Source organism: Pseudarthrobacter sp. R1 (assembly GCF_024494415.1).
Lineage (GTDB): Bacteria > Actinomycetota > Actinomycetes > Actinomycetales > Micrococcaceae > Arthrobacter.
In genome coordinates, this window is the sequence record NZ_JAMKFI010000008.1 from 101,528 (window position 1) to 121,008 (window position 19,481).

General features: G+C 64.1%; 26 protein-coding genes and 2 pseudogenes. 16 read left to right on the plus strand and 12 right to left on the minus strand.

Annotated elements, in window-relative coordinates; genetic code table 11:
* Window positions 1-307 precede the first annotated feature (307 nt).
* Window positions 308-1,081 (plus strand): CPBP family intramembrane glutamic endopeptidase, encoded by a 774-nt coding sequence (locus M8J71_RS11150; RefSeq protein ID WP_256247980.1) that lies wholly within the window; start codon window positions 308-310, stop codon window positions 1,079-1,081.
* A gap of 222 nt (window positions 1,082-1,303) precedes the next feature.
* On the opposite strand, the gene M8J71_RS11155 is transcribed toward M8J71_RS11150, so the two are convergent.
* Both M8J71_RS11155 and M8J71_RS11160 read right to left on the minus strand, forming a co-directional pair.
* Window positions 1,304-1,741, minus strand: coding sequence for a protein phosphatase 2C family protein (locus tag M8J71_RS11155; protein ID WP_256247981.1), 438 nt, complete (start codon window positions 1,739-1,741; stop codon window positions 1,304-1,306).
* A gap of 770 nt (window positions 1,742-2,511) precedes the next feature.
* On the minus strand, window positions 2,512-2,688 hold the full coding sequence (locus tag M8J71_RS11160; RefSeq protein WP_256247982.1) for a hypothetical protein: 177 nt from the start codon (window positions 2,686-2,688) through the stop codon (window positions 2,512-2,514).
* A 149-nt stretch (window positions 2,689-2,837) separates the two neighbouring features.
* Between M8J71_RS11160 and M8J71_RS11165 the strand changes: the two genes are divergently transcribed.
* Window positions 2,838-3,860 carry an HAD-IC family P-type ATPase gene (locus M8J71_RS11165; RefSeq protein WP_256247983.1) on the plus strand — a complete coding sequence of 341 codons (1,023 nt, stop codon included), beginning with the start codon at window positions 2,838-2,840 and terminating at the stop codon, window positions 3,858-3,860.
* Window positions 3,861-3,909: 49 nt separating this feature from the next.
* Window positions 3,910-4,131: pseudogene (locus M8J71_RS11170) on the plus strand (HAD family hydrolase); the annotation flags it as partial.
* Between the two features lie 88 nt (window positions 4,132-4,219).
* On the opposite strand, the gene M8J71_RS11175 reads toward M8J71_RS11170, so the two are convergent.
* The gene (locus M8J71_RS11175) at window positions 4,220-4,543 is read right to left on the minus strand and encodes an ester cyclase (RefSeq protein ID WP_256247984.1); all 324 of its coding nucleotides are present in this window, start codon (window positions 4,541-4,543) and stop codon (window positions 4,220-4,222) included.
* A 114-nt stretch (window positions 4,544-4,657) separates the two neighbouring features.
* Between M8J71_RS11175 and M8J71_RS11180 the strand changes: the two genes are divergently transcribed.
* A complete protein-coding gene (locus M8J71_RS11180; RefSeq protein ID WP_256247985.1) occupies window positions 4,658-5,119 on the plus strand; it encodes a MerR family transcriptional regulator in 462 nt (153 codons plus the stop codon).
* Between the two features lie 2 nt (window positions 5,120-5,121).
* Complete coding sequence (locus M8J71_RS11185; protein WP_256247986.1) at window positions 5,122-6,114, plus strand: arsenic resistance protein; 993 nt, start codon at window positions 5,122-5,124, stop codon at window positions 6,112-6,114.
* A 56-nt stretch (window positions 6,115-6,170) separates the two neighbouring features.
* Here the strand turns inward: M8J71_RS11185 and M8J71_RS11190 are convergent, their stop codons facing one another.
* From M8J71_RS11190 to M8J71_RS11205, 4 genes are all read right to left on the minus strand, one after another.
* The gene (locus M8J71_RS11190; RefSeq protein WP_256247987.1) at window positions 6,171-6,701 is read right to left on the minus strand and encodes a DinB family protein; all 531 of its coding nucleotides are present in this window, start codon (window positions 6,699-6,701) and stop codon (window positions 6,171-6,173) included.
* Window positions 6,702-6,724: 23 nt separating this feature from the next.
* The gene (locus tag M8J71_RS11195; RefSeq protein WP_256248975.1) at window positions 6,725-7,210 is read right to left on the minus strand and encodes a GNAT family N-acetyltransferase; all 486 of its coding nucleotides are present in this window, start codon (window positions 7,208-7,210) and stop codon (window positions 6,725-6,727) included.
* A 23-nt stretch (window positions 7,211-7,233) separates the two neighbouring features.
* A complete protein-coding gene (locus tag M8J71_RS11200) occupies window positions 7,234-7,584 on the minus strand; it encodes an ArsR/SmtB family transcription factor (protein WP_256247988.1) in 351 nt (116 codons plus the stop codon).
* A gap of 63 nt (window positions 7,585-7,647) precedes the next feature.
* Window positions 7,648-8,388, minus strand: a complete 741-nt coding sequence (locus M8J71_RS11205; RefSeq protein WP_256247989.1) for an aquaporin — start codon at window positions 8,386-8,388, stop codon at window positions 7,648-7,650.
* A 46-nt stretch (window positions 8,389-8,434) separates the two neighbouring features.
* Here M8J71_RS11205 and M8J71_RS11210 point away from each other — a divergent pair, with 46 nt between their 5' ends.
* The 9 genes from M8J71_RS11210 (at window position 8,435) to M8J71_RS11250 (ending at window position 15,387) form a co-directional block, all read left to right on the plus strand.
* Window positions 8,435-9,106, plus strand: coding sequence for an arsenate reductase/protein-tyrosine-phosphatase family protein (locus tag M8J71_RS11210; protein ID WP_256247990.1), 672 nt, complete (start codon window positions 8,435-8,437; stop codon window positions 9,104-9,106).
* A 191-nt stretch (window positions 9,107-9,297) separates the two neighbouring features.
* Window positions 9,298-9,720, plus strand: a complete 423-nt coding sequence (locus M8J71_RS11215) for an arsenate reductase ArsC (RefSeq protein ID WP_256247991.1) — start codon at window positions 9,298-9,300, stop codon at window positions 9,718-9,720.
* A gap of 26 nt (window positions 9,721-9,746) precedes the next feature.
* Window positions 9,747-10,724: a thioredoxin-disulfide reductase gene (trxB, locus tag M8J71_RS11220; RefSeq protein ID WP_256247992.1), complete on the plus strand. Its 978-nt coding sequence runs from the start codon at window positions 9,747-9,749 to the stop codon at window positions 10,722-10,724.
* A gap of 169 nt (window positions 10,725-10,893) precedes the next feature.
* Window positions 10,894-12,288 (plus strand): NAD(P)-binding domain-containing protein, encoded by a 1,395-nt coding sequence (locus M8J71_RS11225; RefSeq protein WP_256247993.1) that lies wholly within the window; start codon window positions 10,894-10,896, stop codon window positions 12,286-12,288.
* A gap of 32 nt (window positions 12,289-12,320) precedes the next feature.
* Window positions 12,321-12,995 (plus strand): arsenate reductase ArsC, encoded by a 675-nt coding sequence (locus M8J71_RS11230; protein WP_256247994.1) that lies wholly within the window; start codon window positions 12,321-12,323, stop codon window positions 12,993-12,995.
* A complete protein-coding gene (locus M8J71_RS11235) occupies window positions 12,992-13,411 on the plus strand; it encodes an arsenate-mycothiol transferase ArsC (protein WP_256247995.1) in 420 nt (139 codons plus the stop codon). Before M8J71_RS11230 ends, M8J71_RS11235 begins: the two co-directional genes overlap by 4 nt.
* 2 nt (window positions 13,412-13,413) lie before the next feature.
* Complete coding sequence (locus M8J71_RS11240; protein WP_256247996.1) at window positions 13,414-13,779, plus strand: hypothetical protein; 366 nt, start codon at window positions 13,414-13,416, stop codon at window positions 13,777-13,779.
* Window positions 13,769-14,257: a universal stress protein gene (locus tag M8J71_RS11245; RefSeq protein ID WP_256247997.1), complete on the plus strand. Its 489-nt coding sequence runs from the start codon at window positions 13,769-13,771 to the stop codon at window positions 14,255-14,257. The genes M8J71_RS11240 and M8J71_RS11245 overlap by 11 nt, the downstream gene beginning before the upstream one ends.
* 365 nt (window positions 14,258-14,622) lie before the next feature.
* Complete coding sequence (locus M8J71_RS11250) at window positions 14,623-15,387, plus strand: hypothetical protein (protein WP_256247998.1); 765 nt, start codon at window positions 14,623-14,625, stop codon at window positions 15,385-15,387.
* 175 nt (window positions 15,388-15,562) lie between these two features.
* On the opposite strand, the gene M8J71_RS11255 is transcribed toward M8J71_RS11250, so the two are convergent.
* Window positions 15,563-15,733: a hypothetical protein gene (locus tag M8J71_RS11255; protein ID WP_256247999.1), complete on the minus strand. Its 171-nt coding sequence runs from the start codon at window positions 15,731-15,733 to the stop codon at window positions 15,563-15,565.
* Between the two features lie 665 nt (window positions 15,734-16,398).
* Here M8J71_RS11255 and M8J71_RS11260 point away from each other — a divergent pair.
* On the plus strand, window positions 16,399-16,746 hold the full coding sequence (locus M8J71_RS11260) for a COG4315 family predicted lipoprotein (protein WP_256248000.1): 348 nt from the start codon (window positions 16,399-16,401) through the stop codon (window positions 16,744-16,746).
* Window positions 16,747-16,792: 46 nt separating this feature from the next.
* On the opposite strand, the gene M8J71_RS11265 is transcribed toward M8J71_RS11260, so the two are convergent.
* Complete coding sequence (locus tag M8J71_RS11265; protein ID WP_256248001.1) at window positions 16,793-16,942, minus strand: hypothetical protein; 150 nt, start codon at window positions 16,940-16,942, stop codon at window positions 16,793-16,795.
* Between the two features lie 210 nt (window positions 16,943-17,152).
* Here M8J71_RS11265 and M8J71_RS11270 point away from each other — a divergent pair, with 210 nt between their 5' ends.
* Complete coding sequence (locus tag M8J71_RS11270; protein ID WP_256248002.1) at window positions 17,153-17,764, plus strand: NADPH-dependent FMN reductase; 612 nt, start codon at window positions 17,153-17,155, stop codon at window positions 17,762-17,764.
* An 82-nt stretch (window positions 17,765-17,846) separates the two neighbouring features.
* Here the strand turns inward: M8J71_RS11270 and M8J71_RS11275 are convergent, their stop codons facing one another.
* From M8J71_RS11275 to M8J71_RS11285, 3 genes and pseudogenes are all read right to left on the minus strand, one after another.
* The gene (locus M8J71_RS11275; protein ID WP_256248003.1) at window positions 17,847-18,320 is read right to left on the minus strand and encodes a sensor histidine kinase; all 474 of its coding nucleotides are present in this window, start codon (window positions 18,318-18,320) and stop codon (window positions 17,847-17,849) included.
* Window positions 18,321-18,449: 129 nt separating this feature from the next.
* A pseudogene (locus tag M8J71_RS11280) lies at window positions 18,450-18,758 on the minus strand (PfkB family carbohydrate kinase); the annotation flags it as partial.
* A 67-nt stretch (window positions 18,759-18,825) separates the two neighbouring features.
* Window positions 18,826-19,481: glycoside hydrolase family 32 protein (locus M8J71_RS11285; RefSeq protein WP_256248004.1), on the minus strand; the 656-nt coding region annotated here is incomplete at its 5' end.

Genomic DNA, 19,481 nt, shown 5'->3' on the forward strand with positions numbered 1-19,481 from the left:
GGCACCCTAGATCCAGAGGCTGCCGTCCCCTCCCTTGATGGCGCCAGCGCCAATACCTGGGCCTGGACTCTGCGCCTTTTCGTCCAGGTGGTTCCTGATCAGCGGAATGGACACGCTATCGTCCGGTTCAATGCAGAGTGTTAGGAAAGTCAATAAAGCGCCAACGGAAAAGTTAGCCGGCATGCAGGTGTTTTGGCCGGCGGTCAGTGGCAATGGGTGCGGTAGCGGGCCGGGCGCGGGTGGCCTCCTTGTGGTGTCTTTGTGGCATCCCGGCAGAGCTTTGACAACCGCAGGTAAGAATAGGACCATGCTGGTTCCTTCCCGCCGCCGTCTGCGGATCGAAGTCTTGATAGTACTGGGACTGTCGTTAGGACAGTCCGCCATCTACTCTGTGGTGCAGCTTTTGGACAAGATAACCAGCGCGCCGCTGGCCCAGGGCACCTCCACTCTCAACACCTCCCAAAGCACCCGCGAATATTTTGATTTGACGTATCAGCTGCTGGAGATCTTCTTCGCGCTGGTACCTGTCGTTCTGGTGTTCTACTTCCTGACAGAGCAGCACAGAACAAACACCGGCAACGGCAGTGTTTCGGCCTTCACAAAAATCGGTTTTAATCTTTCCCGCCCCGGAATGGACATGCTGCAGGGTTTCGGGCTTGCCGTCCTGATAGGCATCCCCTCGCTGGGCCTCTATGCGGCCGGGCGTGCCCTGGGCATCACGACATCGATCATACCCAGCGCCCTGGATCCTTACTGGTGGACTGTTCCCGTTCTGGTTCTGTCTGCGGTGCGGCACGCGATCGTCGAGGAAGTCATCGTGGTGGGCTATCTGCTGGACCGCTTTGGAAAGTTCGGCTGGTCAGTGCCCCTGGCCATTCTTGCCAGTTCCACGCTGAGGGGCAGCTACCACCTGTACCAGGGCTTCGGGCCATTTATTGGCAATGCGGTGATGGGGGTGGTCTTTGCACTGATCTACGCCAAGAGCCGCCGTGTGATGCCGCTTGTCGTCGCCCACGCACTCATCAACATTGTGGCGTTCGTCGGTTTCAGCCTGTTTGGAAGGGCGGTCGGGCTCGGCTGATGGCCTCAGCCCTCGGTACTGGGCCTCAGTGGAAAGCTTCCACACTGATGCCAGTCCCTTATCACCGGTGGTGAGCGCGCTGCCAGTCTTATTGACCGCTGTAGGTGTGCTGATCGGCTCAGGTAAGGATCGGGGAATCATGGACCCCTTCAATTGAGGCTTCTCCTGTGCCGTTCAGCCCCGCAAAGTGGCCCTGATCACCTGCAGTTGCAGTTGCAGTGGCTATGGTCGAGGAACGAGCTGGTATGCGTAAAGCAGAGGCGCGTCCACGCTTGATGCGGTGAATTCCACGGGGCCTGATTGCGGTATAAGGACTTTGATGCTCTCGCGAGCGCCGTTGCAGGCAGCACCAAAGTCGATCAGCTCACGTTCTTCCATGCGTGCCGTCAGGAAGGCTTTGCCGCCGCCGTCACACGCCAGCACAAGGGTGTAGTCGCCTTCGGGCACAGTGACGATGTTGCTGACGGGCTCAGCATTCAGGATTTTGCCCGCGCCCTCGGCCACTGCTGCGCCAGCGGTCGGGAGCGCGGTGGCCTCCCACGATGGGACATCAGCGTTCTCGACCGAAAGCTGCTGCGTGCAGCCCGAGAGTGCGACCGCCACTGCAGCGGCAGCGACACCCTGAAGGGCGCGCGTAACGGACAAGAATTGGAAGGGCATGCCTCCAACCTATCCGGAAGTCCGGCGGGGCGGTGGCACCTTCAGCGCCAAACCGGCCCAGGATACCTCCTGATAGCTTAAGAGCTGTTCCCGTGAGATGCCGCCACTGCGACCGCGCCGATTAGTCCGGTTAGGGCGAACAGAATTCCTACGATTCGGTCTGTGCCGTGGACGCCCGCCGCGATAAAAGTCACCCCCAGCAAACTCAGAAGTGCCATTGCCGTCAGACTGAAACGCCGCATTGATAACTTCCGGACGCAGGACAGGGATGTGTGGGGGAGCAGGCGACTAATACTGCACGAAGCAGCACCAGCCCTGGGCCGCTCGGCTGGCGAAGCTCCGGTCAAATAGCGGTTGACCGGAGCTTCGGTCCATTATGCCTACCTGAACCTTGGGGTTTGCTGGAAAGGCAGCACCATGGCCTGGATTATCCACAAGATAACCGCCGGACTCCCCAGGCCTGGCGGATTACGCAGCTGTGCTCGGGACGGTCCGGCCCTGTATCCAATCCTGCAATGTTGGGAAGGTACCCCGGTGCCTGTGATCAAGGGCCGATTCAGCTGGACGGCCACAAACAGCCAAATAGTTTGAGCTGACGCGCCAGCTACTGGACATTTTCCCTTTCGTGCCGGTTCTGTTGTTGCGCTGCACCGTCAGGGCCAGACGAAGTTGGAGGCCGGGGCTATGACCGTGCATCTCATTTTCCCCTGCCTGGCCTTGGCACAGGGTGTCGATTGCCCTGATCCTTGCTTTGGTCTTGATGGCCCATTTCAAAAAGTGTTCAGCGATCCGCCTGGTGGTGGGTCCTTCTGCCTGCCAGCGGTCGAGATGAGCCTGTGCCAGCCCGGCGAGGCTGGTGGGTGGCCGGTGAGCCAGTTGAGCAGATCGAGGGCGACGGTCACTTGCTGCTTGGCTCGCAGGAAGGTGCCGCGGGTGACTTCGTCCATCAGGTTCGTCCGTCGTAGGTGGTGCCAGCGGATGTAGCGGCGGATGATGTCGCGGTTCTCTGGGCCTATGGTCCGGTCAAGGGCTTATACTGACCAGTTCTCGTAGCGAATGCGGAGTTCTCGGTGACACCGTCATCATCAAACCGAACATGCGCATCCCCTCGGACGGTTTCGTCACCCTGGGCCGCAGCAGTGTCGATCAGTCGGCCGTGACCGGGGAGAGCATCCCGGTGGACAAGGCCCCGCTCGGGGCCCGGACCCCGCGCGGGGATCAGCCGGTCCCTGCGGAAAGCCGGATCTATGCCGGCACGGTCAACGGACCCGGCGTGCTGGAGAGCGAGGTCATGAAGCTGTCCAGGGATTCCACGCTCGCACGGGTCGTGCGGATGGTCAGCGAAACCCAGGCCCAGACCTCGCCCACCCAGCGCTTCACCGACCGGTTCCAGCGGGTGTTCGTCCCGGCCGTGCTGATCCTTGTCGTGGTGCTGCTGATCGCCGGGCTGGTCATTGACGAGCCGTTCTCCGCGACCCTGTACCGGGCCCTGGCCGTGCTGGTCGCGGCCAGCCCCTGCGCACTGGCGATCTCGACACCCAGCGCGGTCCTGTCCGGTCTGGCGCGCGCCGCACGCGGCGGGCTGTTGATCAAAGGCGGCGGCCCGCTGGAAAACCTCGGCACTTTGCGTGCGATCGCCTTTGACAAGACCGGCACCCTCACGGAGGGCAAACCGGAAATGACCGATGTCGAACGGGCCGCCGGGGTCACGGAAACCGAACTGCTCAGCGTCGCCCTCGCGGTCGAGTCCAAGAGCGATCACCCGCTGGCCGCCGCCATCGTCACCGCCGCCCGCGACCGGCTCGACGGGACACCCCTGCTCAAAGTTGGCGCGGTCACCAGCATCACCGGCCGCGGGGTCAGCGCCCTGATCGACGGCGAAGAGATCCACATCGGCAAGCAGGGGCTCTTCAGCGAAATCGACGGCGCCTCCTTGACCAGGGAAATCACCGAAACGGCAGCCCGGCTCGAAGCCTCCGGGAGGACCACCATGGTCGTACGCCGCGGAATCCGGTACCTGGGCGTCCTTGGCCTCATGGACACCCCCCGCGACTCGGCAGCGACGGTCGTCACGAGGCTGCGTCGGGCCGGCATCCGCCACATGATCGCTCTCCGGTGACAACCAGACCGTCGCGGACGCCGTCGCCGGGAAGCTCGGACTCGACGAGGCCCGGGGGGACCTGTTGCCCGAAGACAAGGTCAGGGCCGTGATCGACGTGCGCACCAGGGAACACAAGGTCGCGATGGTCGGCGACGGCGTCAACGACGCACCCGCCATGGCCAACGCCACCGTCGGGATCGCCATGGGCGCCGCGGGCTCGGACGTGGCCATGGAGACCGCCGACATCGCGCTCCGGGAGATGATTTGGAACGGCTCCCCTTCGCCGTGAACCTCAGCCGGCAACCCAGCCGTATCATCCGGCAGAACCTCTGGGCAAGCCTAGCTGACGAAGCGTTTGAGCTGGCCTCGAAGCCGCGTCACCACTGTCCATTCAGGAAAGTAAAGAAGTACACCTCGTCAACCCGCTCAAAACGCTTGTCAGTCGGGGCATGCCCGCGGCAGACACCGAGGTGAGTACCAGAACAGCGCAGCCTGGCGACGACGGTGTCGCCATCAGCGACCACGTGGACGACGTCCATCGTGACAGCGGGAAAAGACTCCAGAAATGGCCGGCTCCAGTGACGGGCTTTGACAGCGGCCTCTGCGGTGTAAAGCTCGTCAAACGCTGCCAGGTCCCCACGACTGATGGCGTCAACCAGCATGGAAACAAGGCGCCTGTTGTGCTCGGCCGTCTCGCTCATGCGTCAACAATAGGACCGCAGTTGATGCTGCTACAGTCCCACACCGCCCACAGTTTCAGCTAAAGACGTGCTGAGTGGACCTTCGAGTGCACTTGAAGGTCTACGCTAGGCAGCGTGCGAATTTCAGAGCTGGCGGCAGCATCGAGGGTCCCTGCTACGACGCTGCGCTATTACGAATCGGTAGGGCTGCTCACTGCGAAGCGGGGCCCTAACGGGTACCGGGACTACGACATTGATGCGCTGAGCCAGCTGTCGTTCATTGAGGCAGCCAAACAGCTGGATATGTCGCTACCTGAAATTGTGGATCTTCTGACCGTTATCGAGGGTGAAAGTTGCACCCAGGTGCGTGAAGTTCTTCACCCCCGGCTACAGCAGCGGCTCCTTGAAGTCGATAAACGCCTGGCGAGTCTGCGCCTGCTGCGTGACCGGCTCGACGCGGCAGTGACCAGAGTTGGCGCCTGTCCGGACAGCGGCCGATCCTGCCGCTCCGAATGCGCACTCCTCGGCACCCAGCGGGAAACATGCGCCACGCAGACAACCGACCCAAAGACGACAACCATCGAAGGAGCACGGTGATCATGAACCGCATTATCGGCTGGTGGGACGATCACCAGGTTCTGCTCTACATGGCCGCGATCCTGGCCGGGGCGGCGGTCGGTCTGGCTGGGCCGCAGCTCGCGCCGGCCCTGGAACATTCCATAAAACCGGTGCTGATTCTGCTGCTGTTCGCCACGTTCCTCGCTGTCCCACTGATCGAGGTGGGCAAAGCATTCCGCGACATCCGCTTCCTGGGTACGGTGCTTATCGGGAACTTCATCATCGTCCCTGCCGTCGTGTTCGGTCTTTCCCGCTTTGTCGCGGACGACCGCGGGTTGATGCTCGGCGTCCTGCTGGTGCTGCTGACCCCATGCATCGACTACGTCATCGTCTTCAGCGGAATCGCAGGCGGCGCCAGCGCCCGTCTGCTAGCCGCAACTCCGCTGTTAATGCTGGTGCAGATCCTCCTGCTCCCGGTCTATCTGCTCCTGTTCGCCGGTGGCGATATTCTCAACGTCATCGACGTCGCCCCGTTCATCGAAGCCTTCCTCCTGCTGATCGTGCTGCCCCTGGCCGCCGCCGCCACAGTGCAGGCCATCGCCCGCCGCCACCGTGCAGGTCAAGCCATAGAGCAGGTCATGGCTGGTGCGATGGTGCCTCTGATGATGGTCACTCTCGCGGTCGTTATCGGATCACAGATCGCGGCAGTGGGTTCCCAGGTCCTCAATCTCATCCGCGTCATTCCCCTTTACGTGGCCTTCGTCGTCATCGCCGTCATCCTAGGAAAAGTTGCAGGACGCGCCGCCCGCCTCGACGTCCCGGGCACCCGCGCCGCCATCTTTTCCACGACTACCCGCAACTCCCTCGTAGTCCTCCCACTGGCCCTGGCCCTGCCGCCGGCGCTGAGCATCGCCCCGTTGGCTGTTGTCACCCAGACACTCGTCGAACTGGTTGCCATGGTCGTCCTGGTACGCATCGTTCCTGTCATCGTGCCGGAGCGCGAGTCACACGATCTGACCAGCGCACAGTCGTAAAAGGGGCCCTGAGCAGCTGAGAACACGGTCCCATCAGGCAATTGGCAGTTGTGCAGTTACTGGGTTGGGCGGTCCAGGCTGAGTTGCCGGCCATGAAAGTCGAAGTGTTGTGTTGGGTACGCGTAGACATCGTTGAGCGTCATGCTGGGCGCGAAGAATGGATCCCACCTGTCCGGGAACGGCATGGACCTGGACAGCGACGCCGGACTCTCGCGCTCCAGGCTCCGGGTGATGGCGTTGATGGTTCTCTCGAGTTTCCGGGCCATCCGTCTCCGGTTGAAGTACACCGCCGCGCTCTTGGAGCCCCAGTAATTGATGACGTCAAAGGGGCGCGTTCCGGCGTTCAGGAGTGCGGCGAAGGCCTTCCCAACGGGTGCGGGAAGCCGGCTGATGAGGTGGACCAGCGGAAGCAGCGCGCGGACCACCATGTAGCCGAAAACCATGTGGAAGAGCAGCTCTTCGTTAGTCCACTTGGTGCCGTTGCTCTTAAGGTGAAACTGCTCGGCGGTGGCGGCCGTCAGCCACCTATCAAGGCCGTCCTGCGCCCGTCCGTATCCGGCCAGGATCTCGCCTTTTGTCGGTTCCATCCTCTCCCGGTTCATGCTGGGTGTCAGATGCTGGGTGAGCGGTGTTCGATCAGGAGGGTGTCCCGCCACTGCCCGGTCAGCGGGCCATGGGTCATCCTGGCGATACGCTGCCGGCGGCCGACGATGGTGAAGCCGTTGTCCACGTGGAGTTTGAGGCTGGCTTCGTTCTCGGGGAAGATGCTGGCCTGGATGGTCCAGATGCCGGCGTTCCCGGTCGATTCGATGAGTGCCTGGAGGAGGGCTTTGCCAATGCCCAGTCCCCGGGCAGAGGACGCAACATATACGGAGTGTTCCACCACTCCGGCGTATACCGGGCGGGCTGATACGGGGGATACGGCCGCCCAGCCCACGACTGTGCCCTCGGCGGAGGCTGCGACGTGGCGGTGTCCGGGGAGCCTGGACTGATCGAAGTATTCCCAGTCCGGGGCGGTCGCTTCGAAGGTCGCGTTCCCGGTGTCGATGCCTTCCTGATAAATGCTCTGCACCTGTTGCCAGTCCGCCGGTGCCATGGCCCGCACGGTCAGGGTGGGGGTCACAGGTTGGCCAGGAGGTTTGCTGTACGGTCCAACGCGCCGGGGGCAAGGGAGAAGTAGGCCCAGGTGCCGCGCTTTTCGCGTTGCAGCAGGCCTGCTTCGACCAGGACTTTGAGGTGGTGGGACACTGTGGGCTGGCCCAGGTCCAGAGGCTCCGTGAGGTCGCACACGCAGGTTGATCCGGAAGGGGAGGCCTTGATGATGGAGAGCAGCCGGAGCCGGTTCGGGTCAGCCAGGGCCTTGAAAACCAGCGCCTGCCGCTTGGCTTCCTTGGCCCCCAGGGCAGCATCTCCTGCCGGCGGACAGCAGGTGGTGTCCGTGGTCGGCTCAAGAACGGGCAGCAAATTCATCTACCCATTATGCGCCTATATTGACATCCATCAATAAGTAGCAGGGGTGCCTGTTTGCCGGGGCTAGGACTTTGCCTTGTCTGCCTCGTGCGGGAGCGCCACGTCATCGGCGGCGCGGCCGGCGGAGGGGAAGAAGAGGAGTACCAGGCCCAGCCCTGCCGCGGCGCCGACGAGCTGCGCTAGGACGAACGCGGGCACGGAGGCCGGGGCGATCCCGGCGAAGGTGTCGGAAAAGATCCGGCCGACCGTCACGGCAGGGTTCGCGAAGGAAGTCGAGGACGTGAACCAGTAGGCTGCCCCGATGTAGGCGCCGACGGCCGGTGCGGCCAGGACGCCCCGCTTCGTGGCGGCCAGTGTGAAGATCAGCAGGATCAGACCGGCGGTGGCAACGACTTCGCCGAGCAGGTGCCCGCCGGTGGCGCGGTCCTTGCCGGAGATGGAAGTCCCGACCTCAAACATCGCATTTGCAATGACGCTGCCGCCGATGGCCCCGAGCGTCTGGGCGACAATATACGCCCCGAGCTCCGGCAGGGTCAGGCCCGTGCCGCTGCGCCGGCCCAGGAGCCAGTCCACGAGCGAAACGACGGGGTTGAAGTGTGCTCCGCTGACCGGACCGAACACCAGGATCAGGACCGTCAGGCCCAGCACCGTGGCAGTGCTGTTCTGCAGGAGCTGCAGACCGACGTCGTTGGGGGAAAGCTGCTGGGCCATGATCCCCGAGCCCACGACGATCATCACAAGCAGGCTGGTGCCCAGAAGTTCGGCGATGGAACGGCGCCACAACGGCGGCTGGTTTGTAGTCATGGCACCAAGCTTGACTCAAGATATTAACTCAGTCAAAATTGACTCAATGAATACTGAATCAGCAGATGTGTTCCAGTCGCGGGTCGTCAAGCATGCAGCCCTCGCCGATCCGGCGCGGCTGCGCATTGTCGACCTGCTGACGCTCGGGGATTTCTCGCCCACCGAACTGCAGGCTGAGCTGGGCATGCCCTCGAACCTACTGTCCCACCACCTGCGCGCCCTTGAGGGAGCGGGCCTGGCGACCCGGCACCGCTCCGAGGCGGACAAGCGCCGCAGCTACATCCGCCTGGCCGCCGGCGCCCTGGACGGACTCGCGCCCGGCATCGAACACGGCGCCACCCGCATCCTGTTTGTCTGCACGCGGAACAGTGCACGCTCCCAGCTGGCGGCCGCCCTCTGGCGCCAGGTCAGCGACATTCCCTCCACCTCCGCCGGGACCCACCCGGCTGAACGCATCGCCCAAGGTGCCATCGACGTTGCCCGCCGTCATGGCATGGACCTGCCGGAAGTTCCGCCTCGGAAACTGGATGGCGTGACCGGAGGCGATTTCGTCGTCACCGTCTGCGATAACGCCCATGAGGAACTCACCGACTTCCGTGCCGTCCACTGGTCGGTGCCGGACCCGTTGAGGACTAACACCGAGGAGGCCTTTGAGTACGCCTTCAACGACATTTCCCACCGCATCACCGACCTCGCGCCCCGGCTGCACGCCGCCTGATAACGCCGCCCCATCCCCGCGCGGACTCAGCCAGGCAAAAGGAATCCGCGGGAGCACCGCTTTATATTGACAATCATCAATCAATCGTCCGATACTCCATACATCGATCAACATCACTATTCAGATTGCGGATGTGTGGGCGTGACGGCTTCCACCAGAACCGATCCACCAACTGATCCAGGAGACACCCCGTGAGTACCGAAACCGCCAAGAAGCCCTCCGTCCTGTTCGTCTGCGTCCACAACGCCGGCCGCTCCCAGATGGCCGCCGCTTTCCTCACCACCCTCGGCAAGGGCCAGATCGAGGTCCGCTCCGCCGGGTCCCAGCCCGCCGACAAGATCAACCCCTCCGCTGTCGAGGCCATGGCAGAACTCGGGATCGACATGTCCGCCGAGGTCCCCAAAGTCCTCACCACCGAAGCCGTCAAAGAGTCCGACGTGGTGATCACCATGGGCTGCGGCGACGAATGCCCCTACTTCCCCGGCAAGCGCTACGAGGACTGGGTCCTGGAAGACCCGGCAGGCAAGGGCGTCGAGTCCGTCCGCCCCATCCGCGATGAGATCAAGACCCGCATCGAGGGCCTGATCGATTCCCTAATCCCGGCCGCCAAGTAACCCCCGGACCCCTGAGGAACACGCCCATGAGCAACGAACAACTGATCATCATTGGCTCCGGCCCCGCCGGGTACACCGCAGCCATCTACGCCGCCCGCGCCGGCCTGGCACCGCTGGTGCTGGCAGGCTCGGTCACCGCCGGCGGTGCATTGATGAACACCACCGAGGTGGAAAACTTCCCCGGCTTCCCGGGCGGGATCCAGGGCCCGGAACTGATGGACGGGCTGCAGGAGCAGGCCGAGAAGTTCGGCGCTAAGGTCGTCTTCGACGACGTCACGAAAGTTGATCTGAAGGGTCATCTGAAGACCGTGGTCACCGGAGGCGGGGAAACCCATCAGGCCCCGGCGGTCATCCTGGCCACCGGTTCGGCGTACAAGGAATTGGGTTTGCCGGAGGAGAAGAAGCTCAGCGGTCACGGGGTTTCCTGGTGCGCCACCTGTGACGGTTTCTTCTTCCGCGAACAGGACATCATCGTGGTCGGCGGCGGGGACTCGGCCATGGAGGAAGCGACCTTCTTGACCCGCTTCGCGAAGTCCGTGACCGTCGTCGTGCGCAAGGGCGAACTGCGCGCCTCGCGAATCATGGCCCAGCGCGCCAAGGACAACCCCAAGATCAGCTTCGCCTGGAACTCCGCCATCACCGCGATCCACGGCGACACCAAGGTCACCGGCGTGACCCTCACGGATACTGCCACCGGTGAGACCCGCGAGCAGGCCGCCACCGGGATCTTCGTGGCCATCGGCCACGTCCCCCGCACCGAGCTGGTGGCCGGGCAGGTGGATCTGGATGCCGAGGGCTACATCAAGGTCGACTCGCCCACCACGGTCACGAACCTTTCCGGGGTGTTCGCGTGCGGCGACGCCGTGGACCACCGCTACCGCCAGGCCATCACGGCCGCGGGAACCGGCTGCGCTGCGGCCCTGGACGCCGAACGCTACCTCGCCGCCCTGGACGACGCGGACAGCATCGCCACGGCGTTAGTCGAAGAACCCATCCACGCCTAAACCGTGAACAGGGGAGGGGGTGAGTCTTATGACCAACGGATGCTGCGGTGACTCCGGTTGCAGCGACGAGGACTGCTGCTAACCACCATCCCCCGGGGCACCTGCCGGCCCACCTGCCGGCAGGCGCTCCCCAACAACCGCACCACCACTACGGATGAAAGAGGACACCATGGATTCAGCCAAGAACCTTCCGGTCGCCGTGATCGGCGCCGGGCCCATTGGCCTGGCCGCCGCCGCCCACCTGCTGGAGCGGGGCCTGGAACCGCTGATCCTTGAAGCAGGTACGACGGCGGGCGAGGCCATCGAGCACTGGCGCCACATCCGTCTTTTCTCACCATGGCGGTTCAACACCGACGCCGCTGCCGTCCGCCTCCTGGAGGCCGCCGGCTGGGAAGCGCCCCGCCCCACGGCCCTGCCGTACGGCGGGGAGCTGATCGACAACTACCTCACACCCCTGGCCGCGCTACCTGAGATGTCCTCGCGTCTGCAGACCGGTTCCCGGGTCACCGCCGTCACCCGGCAGGGACTGGACAAGACCCACATCAAGGGCCGGGACACCGCGCCCTTCGTCGTGCGCGTCGAGCACGCGGACGGCGAAACCCGCGACCACACCGTGGCCGCAGTTATCGACGCCTCCGGCACCTGGTCCACCCGCAACCCGCTGGGCACCTCGGGCCTGCCCGCCATTGGCGAAGAAGCAGCACAGGACCGGATCTCCGCGCCGCTGCCCGACGTCACCGGCCGCGACCGTGCCGCCTTCGCCGGCCGCCGCGTCCTGGTGGTCGGTGCCGGACATTCCGCCGCCAACACCCTCATCAACCTCGCCGACCTCACCAAGGAGGAGCCGGACACCCGGATCCTGTGGGCCGTCCGGGGCGCAACAGCGGACAAAGTCTACGGCGGCGGCGACCTCGACGGGCTGCCTGCCCGCGGCCAGCTCGGCGCCCGGGTCCGGCGCCTTGTGGAAGCCGGAAAAATCGAACTGCACACCGGGTTCGGCATCAGCTCGTTCAAATCTTTGGAGTCCTCCGTCACCGTTAGTGCGGTTGATGGCCGCACCCTGGAGGCCGACGTCGTTATTCCCTGCACCGGCTTCCGGCCCGACCTGGACATCCTGCGCGAGCTGCGCCTCAACCTGGACCCCGCCGTCGAAGCGCCGATGGAGCTGGGCCCGCTGATCGACCCCGAATTCCACTCCTGCGGCACAGTCCCGCCGCACGGCGCCAAACTCCTGGCCCACCCGGACAAGGACTTTTACATTGTCGGGATGAAGTCCTACGGCCGTGCGCCGACGTTCCTGCTGGCCACCGGCTACGAGCAGGTCCGCTCCGTTGCCGCCGCCCTCGCCGGCGACCAGGAGTCCGCCGACACCGTGCACCTTGAGCTTCCCGAAACCGGGGTCTGCTCCACCGACGCCGGCACCAGCTGCGACGTCCCAACAGCCGCATCCGCAGCCGCAGAAAACGCACCTGCAGAATCCGGCTGCTGCGCGGCACCAGAACCGGTGCTGGTCGGCTTCCCCACCGGCCTTACCCACGGCCGCGCGGGCGCCAACAACTCCTAAAACAGTCAACGAACCCCTATTGGAGAGCTGTCATGACTGAACACCGCGATACCGGCCTTGGCCTGCAGGACAACACCGAACTCCTGCACCGCATCAGTGAACGGCTCGCCGAGCGGTTCGCCGGGGTCTTCGCCGCCGAAACCGTTGAGCGCTACGTCTTCGAGTCCTACACGGCACTGGCCCGGACCGCGAAGATCAGCGCGTACCTGCCTGCCACGACCGAACATTTCGCCAACGACCGGCTGGCAGCCCTGGCCAAGTCCAAGGGAGCCGTCGGGTCCGAAGTCCCCGAGGTCCTGTTCGTCTGCGTGCAGAACGCCGGACGTTCCCAGATGGCCGCGGCGCTGCTCACCGTCGAGGCCAAGGGCAGGGTACATGTCCGGTCCGCCGGGTCCCTGCCCGCGGCCGAACTGGACCCGACCGTCGTCACTGTCATGTCCGAAATGGGCCTGGACCTTTCCCGGAACTACCCCAAGCCCCTGACCGATGACGTCGTCCGGGCCTCCGACGTGGTCATCACGATGGGGTGCGGGGATTCCTGCCCCATCTACCCCGGCAAACGTTACGAGGACTGGGACTTGCCCGATCCGGCGGACCAGCCCCTCGACACCGTCCGGGACATCCGGGACCAGATCCACGAACGGGTCAAAACCCTCGTCGCCTCACTTCCCGCCGCCCCACTCGAAAAGGAAACAACCTCCTCATGACCCAGGAAACGACTCCGTCCGTTTTGTTCGTCTGCAGCAAGAACGGCGGCAAATCCCAGCTCGCCGCAGGACTTATGCGCGACCTCGCGGGAGACAAGATCGCGGTCTATTCCGCCGGCACCAAGCCCGCCAAGGACCTGAACCCGCAGGCGGTGGAGTCCCTGACCGAATTGGGCATCGACGTCACCGGCGAATACCCCAAACCGGTCACCGACGAGGTCCTGGACACCGTGGACGCAGTCATTGTCCTGGGCACAGAAGCCAAGCTGGAACCGGTTGAGGGCAAGCGCTTCGAGGTCTGGGAAACCGATGAGCCCTCCGAGCGCGGGATCGAGGGCATGGAACGGATGCGTCTGGTCCGGGACGACATCAAAGCCCGGGTCCAGGCGCTCTACGCGGAGCTCACCAGGAACTAGCCATGACCGCCCCGGCGCCGTCACGGACGCTGGCCGCGGAAGGGGCACCCCGCGGCGGACTCACCGCGCTGTGCATCACCCAGACCATTAGTTGGGGCGTGCTGTACTACGCGCTGCTGGCAGCGGTCCGGCCCATCAGTGATGACACCGGCTGGGACCCGGCCCTCATCACCGGCCCGCGCAACCTGATGACCGGCGGCTCCCTGGCCGGCGTCCTGGCACTGGCCCTGGTCGGTCTGGCACCAAACCTGCCCGTCTTCACGGCTGCCTGGCTGCTGGCCGGGACAGCCTACGCCATGGCAGCAGCAACCGGAACTGCTCTGCTTATCACCACCGCCAATCAGTTACGGGGCTTCCATGTCAGATGAGGAACGGCTGGACGGACCCATCATTGTCGGCGTGGAGTGGAACTTTTCTGAGCACCTGATCCGGACAGCTGCCTCCCTGGCCGCTTCGCTGGAAGAGCACCTCATCTGCGCGTTCGTTGACCCGGCAAGCTATCTGACCGAGTGGGCACCCGTGCACCAACGCGCAGCCCTTTCCCTGGACCCGATCAATAACGAAGAGGCCGAGTTTCCCTCCGAGCAGTTACAACAGAAGCTGCAAGCTATCCTCGGGAGCCCGGGGCAGACCTGGTCCATCCGCGTTCTTAACGGCGATGTCTGTAAAGCACTCAGCCGCCTCGCTGAGAACGCCGATGCATCCCTTCTCGTGGTCGGGGCCGGCCGGCCGGGCTCTCTGGCATGGCTGGACAGGGTCCTCGAAGGATCCGTATCCGCGACCCTGATCCACCAACAACAACGACCAGTCCTCATCGTCCCGGAGCCCCGTAAGCAGATCCGATAGAAACGACTGGGACGTTACGAAGACACCTGTCTGAGCGTCCGGTCAGCCTTCTCCATCCAACTAAAGTGTCTCGAAGCCTCCCCGCCTCAAAACACCAGGGCTGCGAGACGCAGGCAGCCTGATCTCTCGGGCTAGTTAAGCTTCGGCAGTTAAAAGCTAGCCATTTGGCGTTCCCTCAACACTTCTTCAGCGCGCTCCTGTCATTTCGGGGGATTGCATGAGTCGAAACTGATCTCCGTACAACTCTTCATTGTCACCAGTTCTGTGCCGGAGGAGACTTGAGGCGACAGCACCCCATCCCGAGCCGCTGGCGGGGCTACCCGGCTGCGGGGCCTTACAGTACCCTCTAGCGGCTTGGTGGATCGATGACCTCCATGACACCCCTCGAAAAGGCCGCTCAGCGGTCGCGCCATCTCTTGCCCTCGGTGGCTATCGCACTGCTGGCATGTTTCGGCCTCTCGGCCTGCACCGCCCCCGAAGCGCCATCTCCCGAAGCAACTACGGAGGCTCGCACGGTCCCACCGCTGCCCACGATCCCACCGCTGCCGGACAACGGCGACATCGCCCCCGGTACATACCTCGTCACCAGCTTCAAAGAGGATTTCGAGATCACCGTCCCTGACGGCTGGGTGAGTGAAGAGGGCGATGGCCTGTTGAAGGACGACCCGGATCACCCGGATGATTTGGGGGTCTTCGTGGGTTGGTGGCCCGCGCTCTATGTGCCGAGGGACGCATGCGCTTGGGAGGGCGCGCTCGTCGAGGTCAATTCGTCGGCTAAGGCCTTCGTCGACGCGATGACGGCGCAGACGTCAACGGCCAGCACCCCTCCGGTCGAGGTCATGGTGGGCAATTACTCCGGCGTCGAGTTCGACCACTCCGTGGAGGGCGACGTGGACTTCAAAGGCTGCGACCGCGACAAGTTCTGCATCCACTCAGAATTCTCAAACGAATGCTCACGCTGGTACTCGACGCAGACTGAACGCGAAACCTACCGGGTGGTCAACCTGAACGGCCAGCGGGCTATGTTCTGGGTGGTCCAATTCCACGAATCGATCAATCCGGAGCTGATAAGAGAGGCACGCGCCGTCTTCGACTCGATCGTATTCAAGGTCCGACAAGTGACCAGCTGATGCGATAGGCGATCCCGCCCGCGGGCGCCCCACTCCTTCCCTGAACCCATTAGTTGACGGCCAGCTCGCCGGTCTTGACAGAGGATCCCTTGGCGCGACACACGATCACCATCTCGGCCAGAAAAGTCACAAGGCAAGGGGGTCAGGGTCGGCGTCGGGCAGCACCCGGCTATGTCTAGGCTGCCCCTTCATTGGAGCTTTGGATTTCCTCGTCTAGGACTGCGCGTCGGAGTTCGGCTTGCGGCCGGCGCCGTGCTTTGACCAGAACAATCAGCATAGTCAGGATGGTGACCATCCAGGCAATCGCGGTGAGGAGCACCAGACCGATTGCCACTACGGGGTGCATGCCGAAAGCCTAGGCCCGTTTCGCTTCGATTCTCGGACGCAACTCCTGTAAGCGGCAACTTTAAACTGACCGGAGTCGGAAGCACGAAAAAGGTGCGCCCCGTTCGCTGAGCGCACCCTTTTCGATTACCCCTCGCGGTCAAATCCCCATCCGACTGCGCCCATAATAAGCATGCTTAGGATTGAGTATCAACCTACCTTGGGCGCAGGAGCTGCCAGTTGCCGCTGCTTGATCTCCCAGGCCAGGTGCCGCCCGCCCATTGGCCTGTCACTGCGGAACGCCGTCGCTTCGCACCCTGACGGCCACAGCCGCTTACAGACCCAGGCGAGTCGGGTGGCAATCGCCCGCGACCGGACTCGACGCCTTCCGCCCGCCAATTTTCGACAAAGGCTGAGATGATGGGAAATGAACTACCCACTATCTGATCATCACAACCCCGAAGACCTGGCCGGGGCGCCCGCTCCTGCCGATAGGAGCACAGCGTGTCCAGACCCGGACTGCGAGCGGCGGCTGCGGTGGTCCTTGCACTCGTCGCGTCGTCTTGCGCGAGCAGCACATCAAGCGAGGCCCCGGGCGTTACCCCGCCTCCGAGTGCGAGCACTACGACACCGGAGAGCCCGCAACCCCCGCCGAGTCAGCCATCCAGCGCGCGGGAGCCGGGCACCATGATCACCACAGCCGCGAGCGACTTCGGCCAGATGCTCTTCGACGCCAAAAAGCAGGCCATCTATATCTGGGAGAGTGAGGAGAGCACCAGTCCGGAGTGTTACGACGACTGCGCTGAAGCGTGGCCTCCCGTGCTGACCGACGGAGCGCCGACCGCCAGCGGCGAGGTCGACTCGGCACTACTGGGGACGACGAAGCGGCGGGACGGCACGACCCAGGTCACCTACAACGGGCATCCGCTCTACTTCTACGCGCACGAGGGGCCTGGCGAAGTGAAGTGCCACAACGTCTCGACCCACGGGGGGCTCTGGTGGGTCGTAAATCCGGACGGGATCCGAGCCCCGTAGGGACGAGGTCCCGAAACCCTACGGTTTCGAGACGGCCAGTGGCTCGCTATGTGGCGGGCCCGGTAGTGCCCGGAGTATCAGGTCCCTCCGCCGGGTCCTGGGTGTGCACTCGGATCTCCGTGACATCGGCATCCGGGTCGCCCTCGGCGGGTGCCTCCGTATGGACCCGCTCATCCTGCACTGGATTCTCGCTCATGGCTGCTCCTGACCGCGCCGGGGACTTCGCTACAGATCATTCAGCGCTCCCCGGCCCGGGCTGTCAAGCACCTTCCACAGGCTCTGGCCGTGGTTAGTCTTCTGTGCTGGACTGGTGCTGCAGTGGGCACCAAACCGCCGCCTGACGGGCGGCATCTTTTCCAGAACGAACACGGCCGCCGGTTCGGACCGGCTTTTGGAAGGAACACTCATGGCACCTTTTAAGATCGGATACTTCGTGGGGAGCCTCGCTACCCGCTCCATCAACAGGGTCCTTGCCAATGCGCTGATCAAACTCGCACCCGAGGACCTCGAGTTTACGGAAATCCCCATCAGGGACCTCCCGCTCTACAGCTACGATTACGACGCCGACTTCCCGCCGGAAGGCCGCGCCCTGAAGGAAGCCATCGAGGCTTCCGACGGCATCCTGTTCGTCTCACCTGAATACAACCGGTCCATCCCCGGTGCCCTCAAAAACGCCATCGACTGGGGCTCCCGCCCGTGGGGGAGCAACTCATTCGCCCGCAAGCCCACCGGCATTATCGGCGCCTCCGTAGGCAGCATCGGCACCGCCGTGATGCAGTCCTCGTTCCGCAGCGTGTTGAGCTTCCTGGACGCGCCGCAGCTGAACGCCCCTGAGGCATACATCCATTACGACGCTGCGGTCTTCGGTGACGACGGCGAGGTCCGGAACGAGGACACCGCCAAGTTCCTTCGGCACTTTATGGACGAGTACGCAGCCTTCGTTGCCCGCGTCCTGGCCGCCAACGCACCCGGCCACATCGGCGACCTGGAGCACGACAGCGCGAAGCTGACGCGGTAGCGGCACCACGTGCCGGAAGCTACGGATGCCCGCCGTCCCAGCGGCGGCGGGCATCCGAGTCTTTAGGCAGTCATCCCGGTCTTTAGTCCAGCGGCAGGGTGACGGTCACGCTCGTGCCCTGACCAGGGGCGGAACAGATGTCCACGGTGCCGCCCGCCTCATGCACGGCTACGGCCATGAGGCGGAGGCCGTAGCCGTGGTGCCGGCCGCGCGTAGCGAGCTTGCAGTCAAACCCTGCGCCGTCGTCGGACACTACCAGGCGGATCCCGTGGTCGACGGCGGCGAGCTGGACGTTGAGCTGCGACGCTTCCGAATACTTGAAGGCGTTGCTGAGCGCCTCCCGCGCCGACTGGTACAGCAGGGTGGCGCAATCCGACGGTATCTCGATGCCCCAGTGCGGAGTGTCCCAGCGGATGGCCGTCCCCCGCTGACGGAGGGGTGCGGTGAGCCGGTCAATGCAGCCGGCCAGCCCCAAGGTGTAGAAGTCGAGCGGATGCTGATCCGTGAGCAGGCCTTCTACGGCTGTTACTTCGTCTGAAACTACTTTGTTTCCCATGACTTCCTGCTCCTGCAAGCTGTTTGTCTGATACCTCCAGCGTGAACCTCCAACTGCAACGGGTGGCAAGGTTTACCTCAAGATCCAATCAATTTTCCGCGCGGCGAAGGGACACGGGATCAACAGCAGGGGTTCCACGTCCCAGGTGATGTCGAAGGCGTAGCTCGCCGAGCCGTCACGGGTGATGGTGGCGGTCGCCGTCGACGTTCTCCCTGGTGAGCGGGAGCCGGGCAGGAGCGTCACCCCCGCGCCGGCGAGGTGCTCCTCAAGCACCTCGCCGCGGCGGTCCGCGCCGATGGAAGTGAGCAGCCCGGTGCTGACTCCCAGGCGGGCCAGGCCGTAGGCGACGTTGGCCGGTGATCCGCCGGGGTGCTCAGTTGTCCCCTCGGGTGTGGTGACGACGTCGGTGAGGGCTTGGCCGATCACGACGACGTCCAGCGCCTGCCGCGGAGGGCGCGGCTTGCCGTTGGTGTGCTTGGTTGTTGTTCCTGGTTTGGGTGCTGGCCTATGCGAGCTGTGTGACCTGGAGGCTGGTGATGGTTGCCGTGCCGCCGGCGGCGTAGACGGCGAGGTGCGTGCTGGTTTCGGCCGGGAAGATCAGTTCGGTCATGGTGACCAGGCCGTCCTGGGCGAACACTTCAACGGAGCAGCGGTCCACAAAGATGGTGAGGTGGTAGGAGCCTGCTGCTGCCCGGAGTGGAGCAGTGTCGATGGAGGGAAAGGAATCGTGGAAGCCTGTCTGTCCGGATTCGCGGCGGTCCACGAACAGTGTGCCTTCACCGGGGCGGATGCCCACACGGGTTCCGGTGGCGCCGTCGCCGCGCAGGATGAGCCCGAATTCCGCTGCGCTTCCGGGCGTGAAGGTGACGTCGATGCGCTGGACGATGCCGGCTGCACCGGCGAGGACCTGCACGCCGTCGTTGATGGTGGTTGCAGTAAGGCGGTATGGGTCCGGGCCGGTCAGGGCGGTCCAGTCGCCGGCGGGCTGCTGGACCAGGGAGAGGTTGCCGTCGCGTGTTTGGAGTGTGATGTCGCGGGCGAGGCTCATGGGGCTGCGCCAGGGGGTGGTGGGGATGTGGTTGGCGTAGTCCCAGTTGTTCATCCAGCCGATCATGAGGCGGCGGCCCTCCGGGGCATCGCTGAAGGAGACGGCGGCGTAGT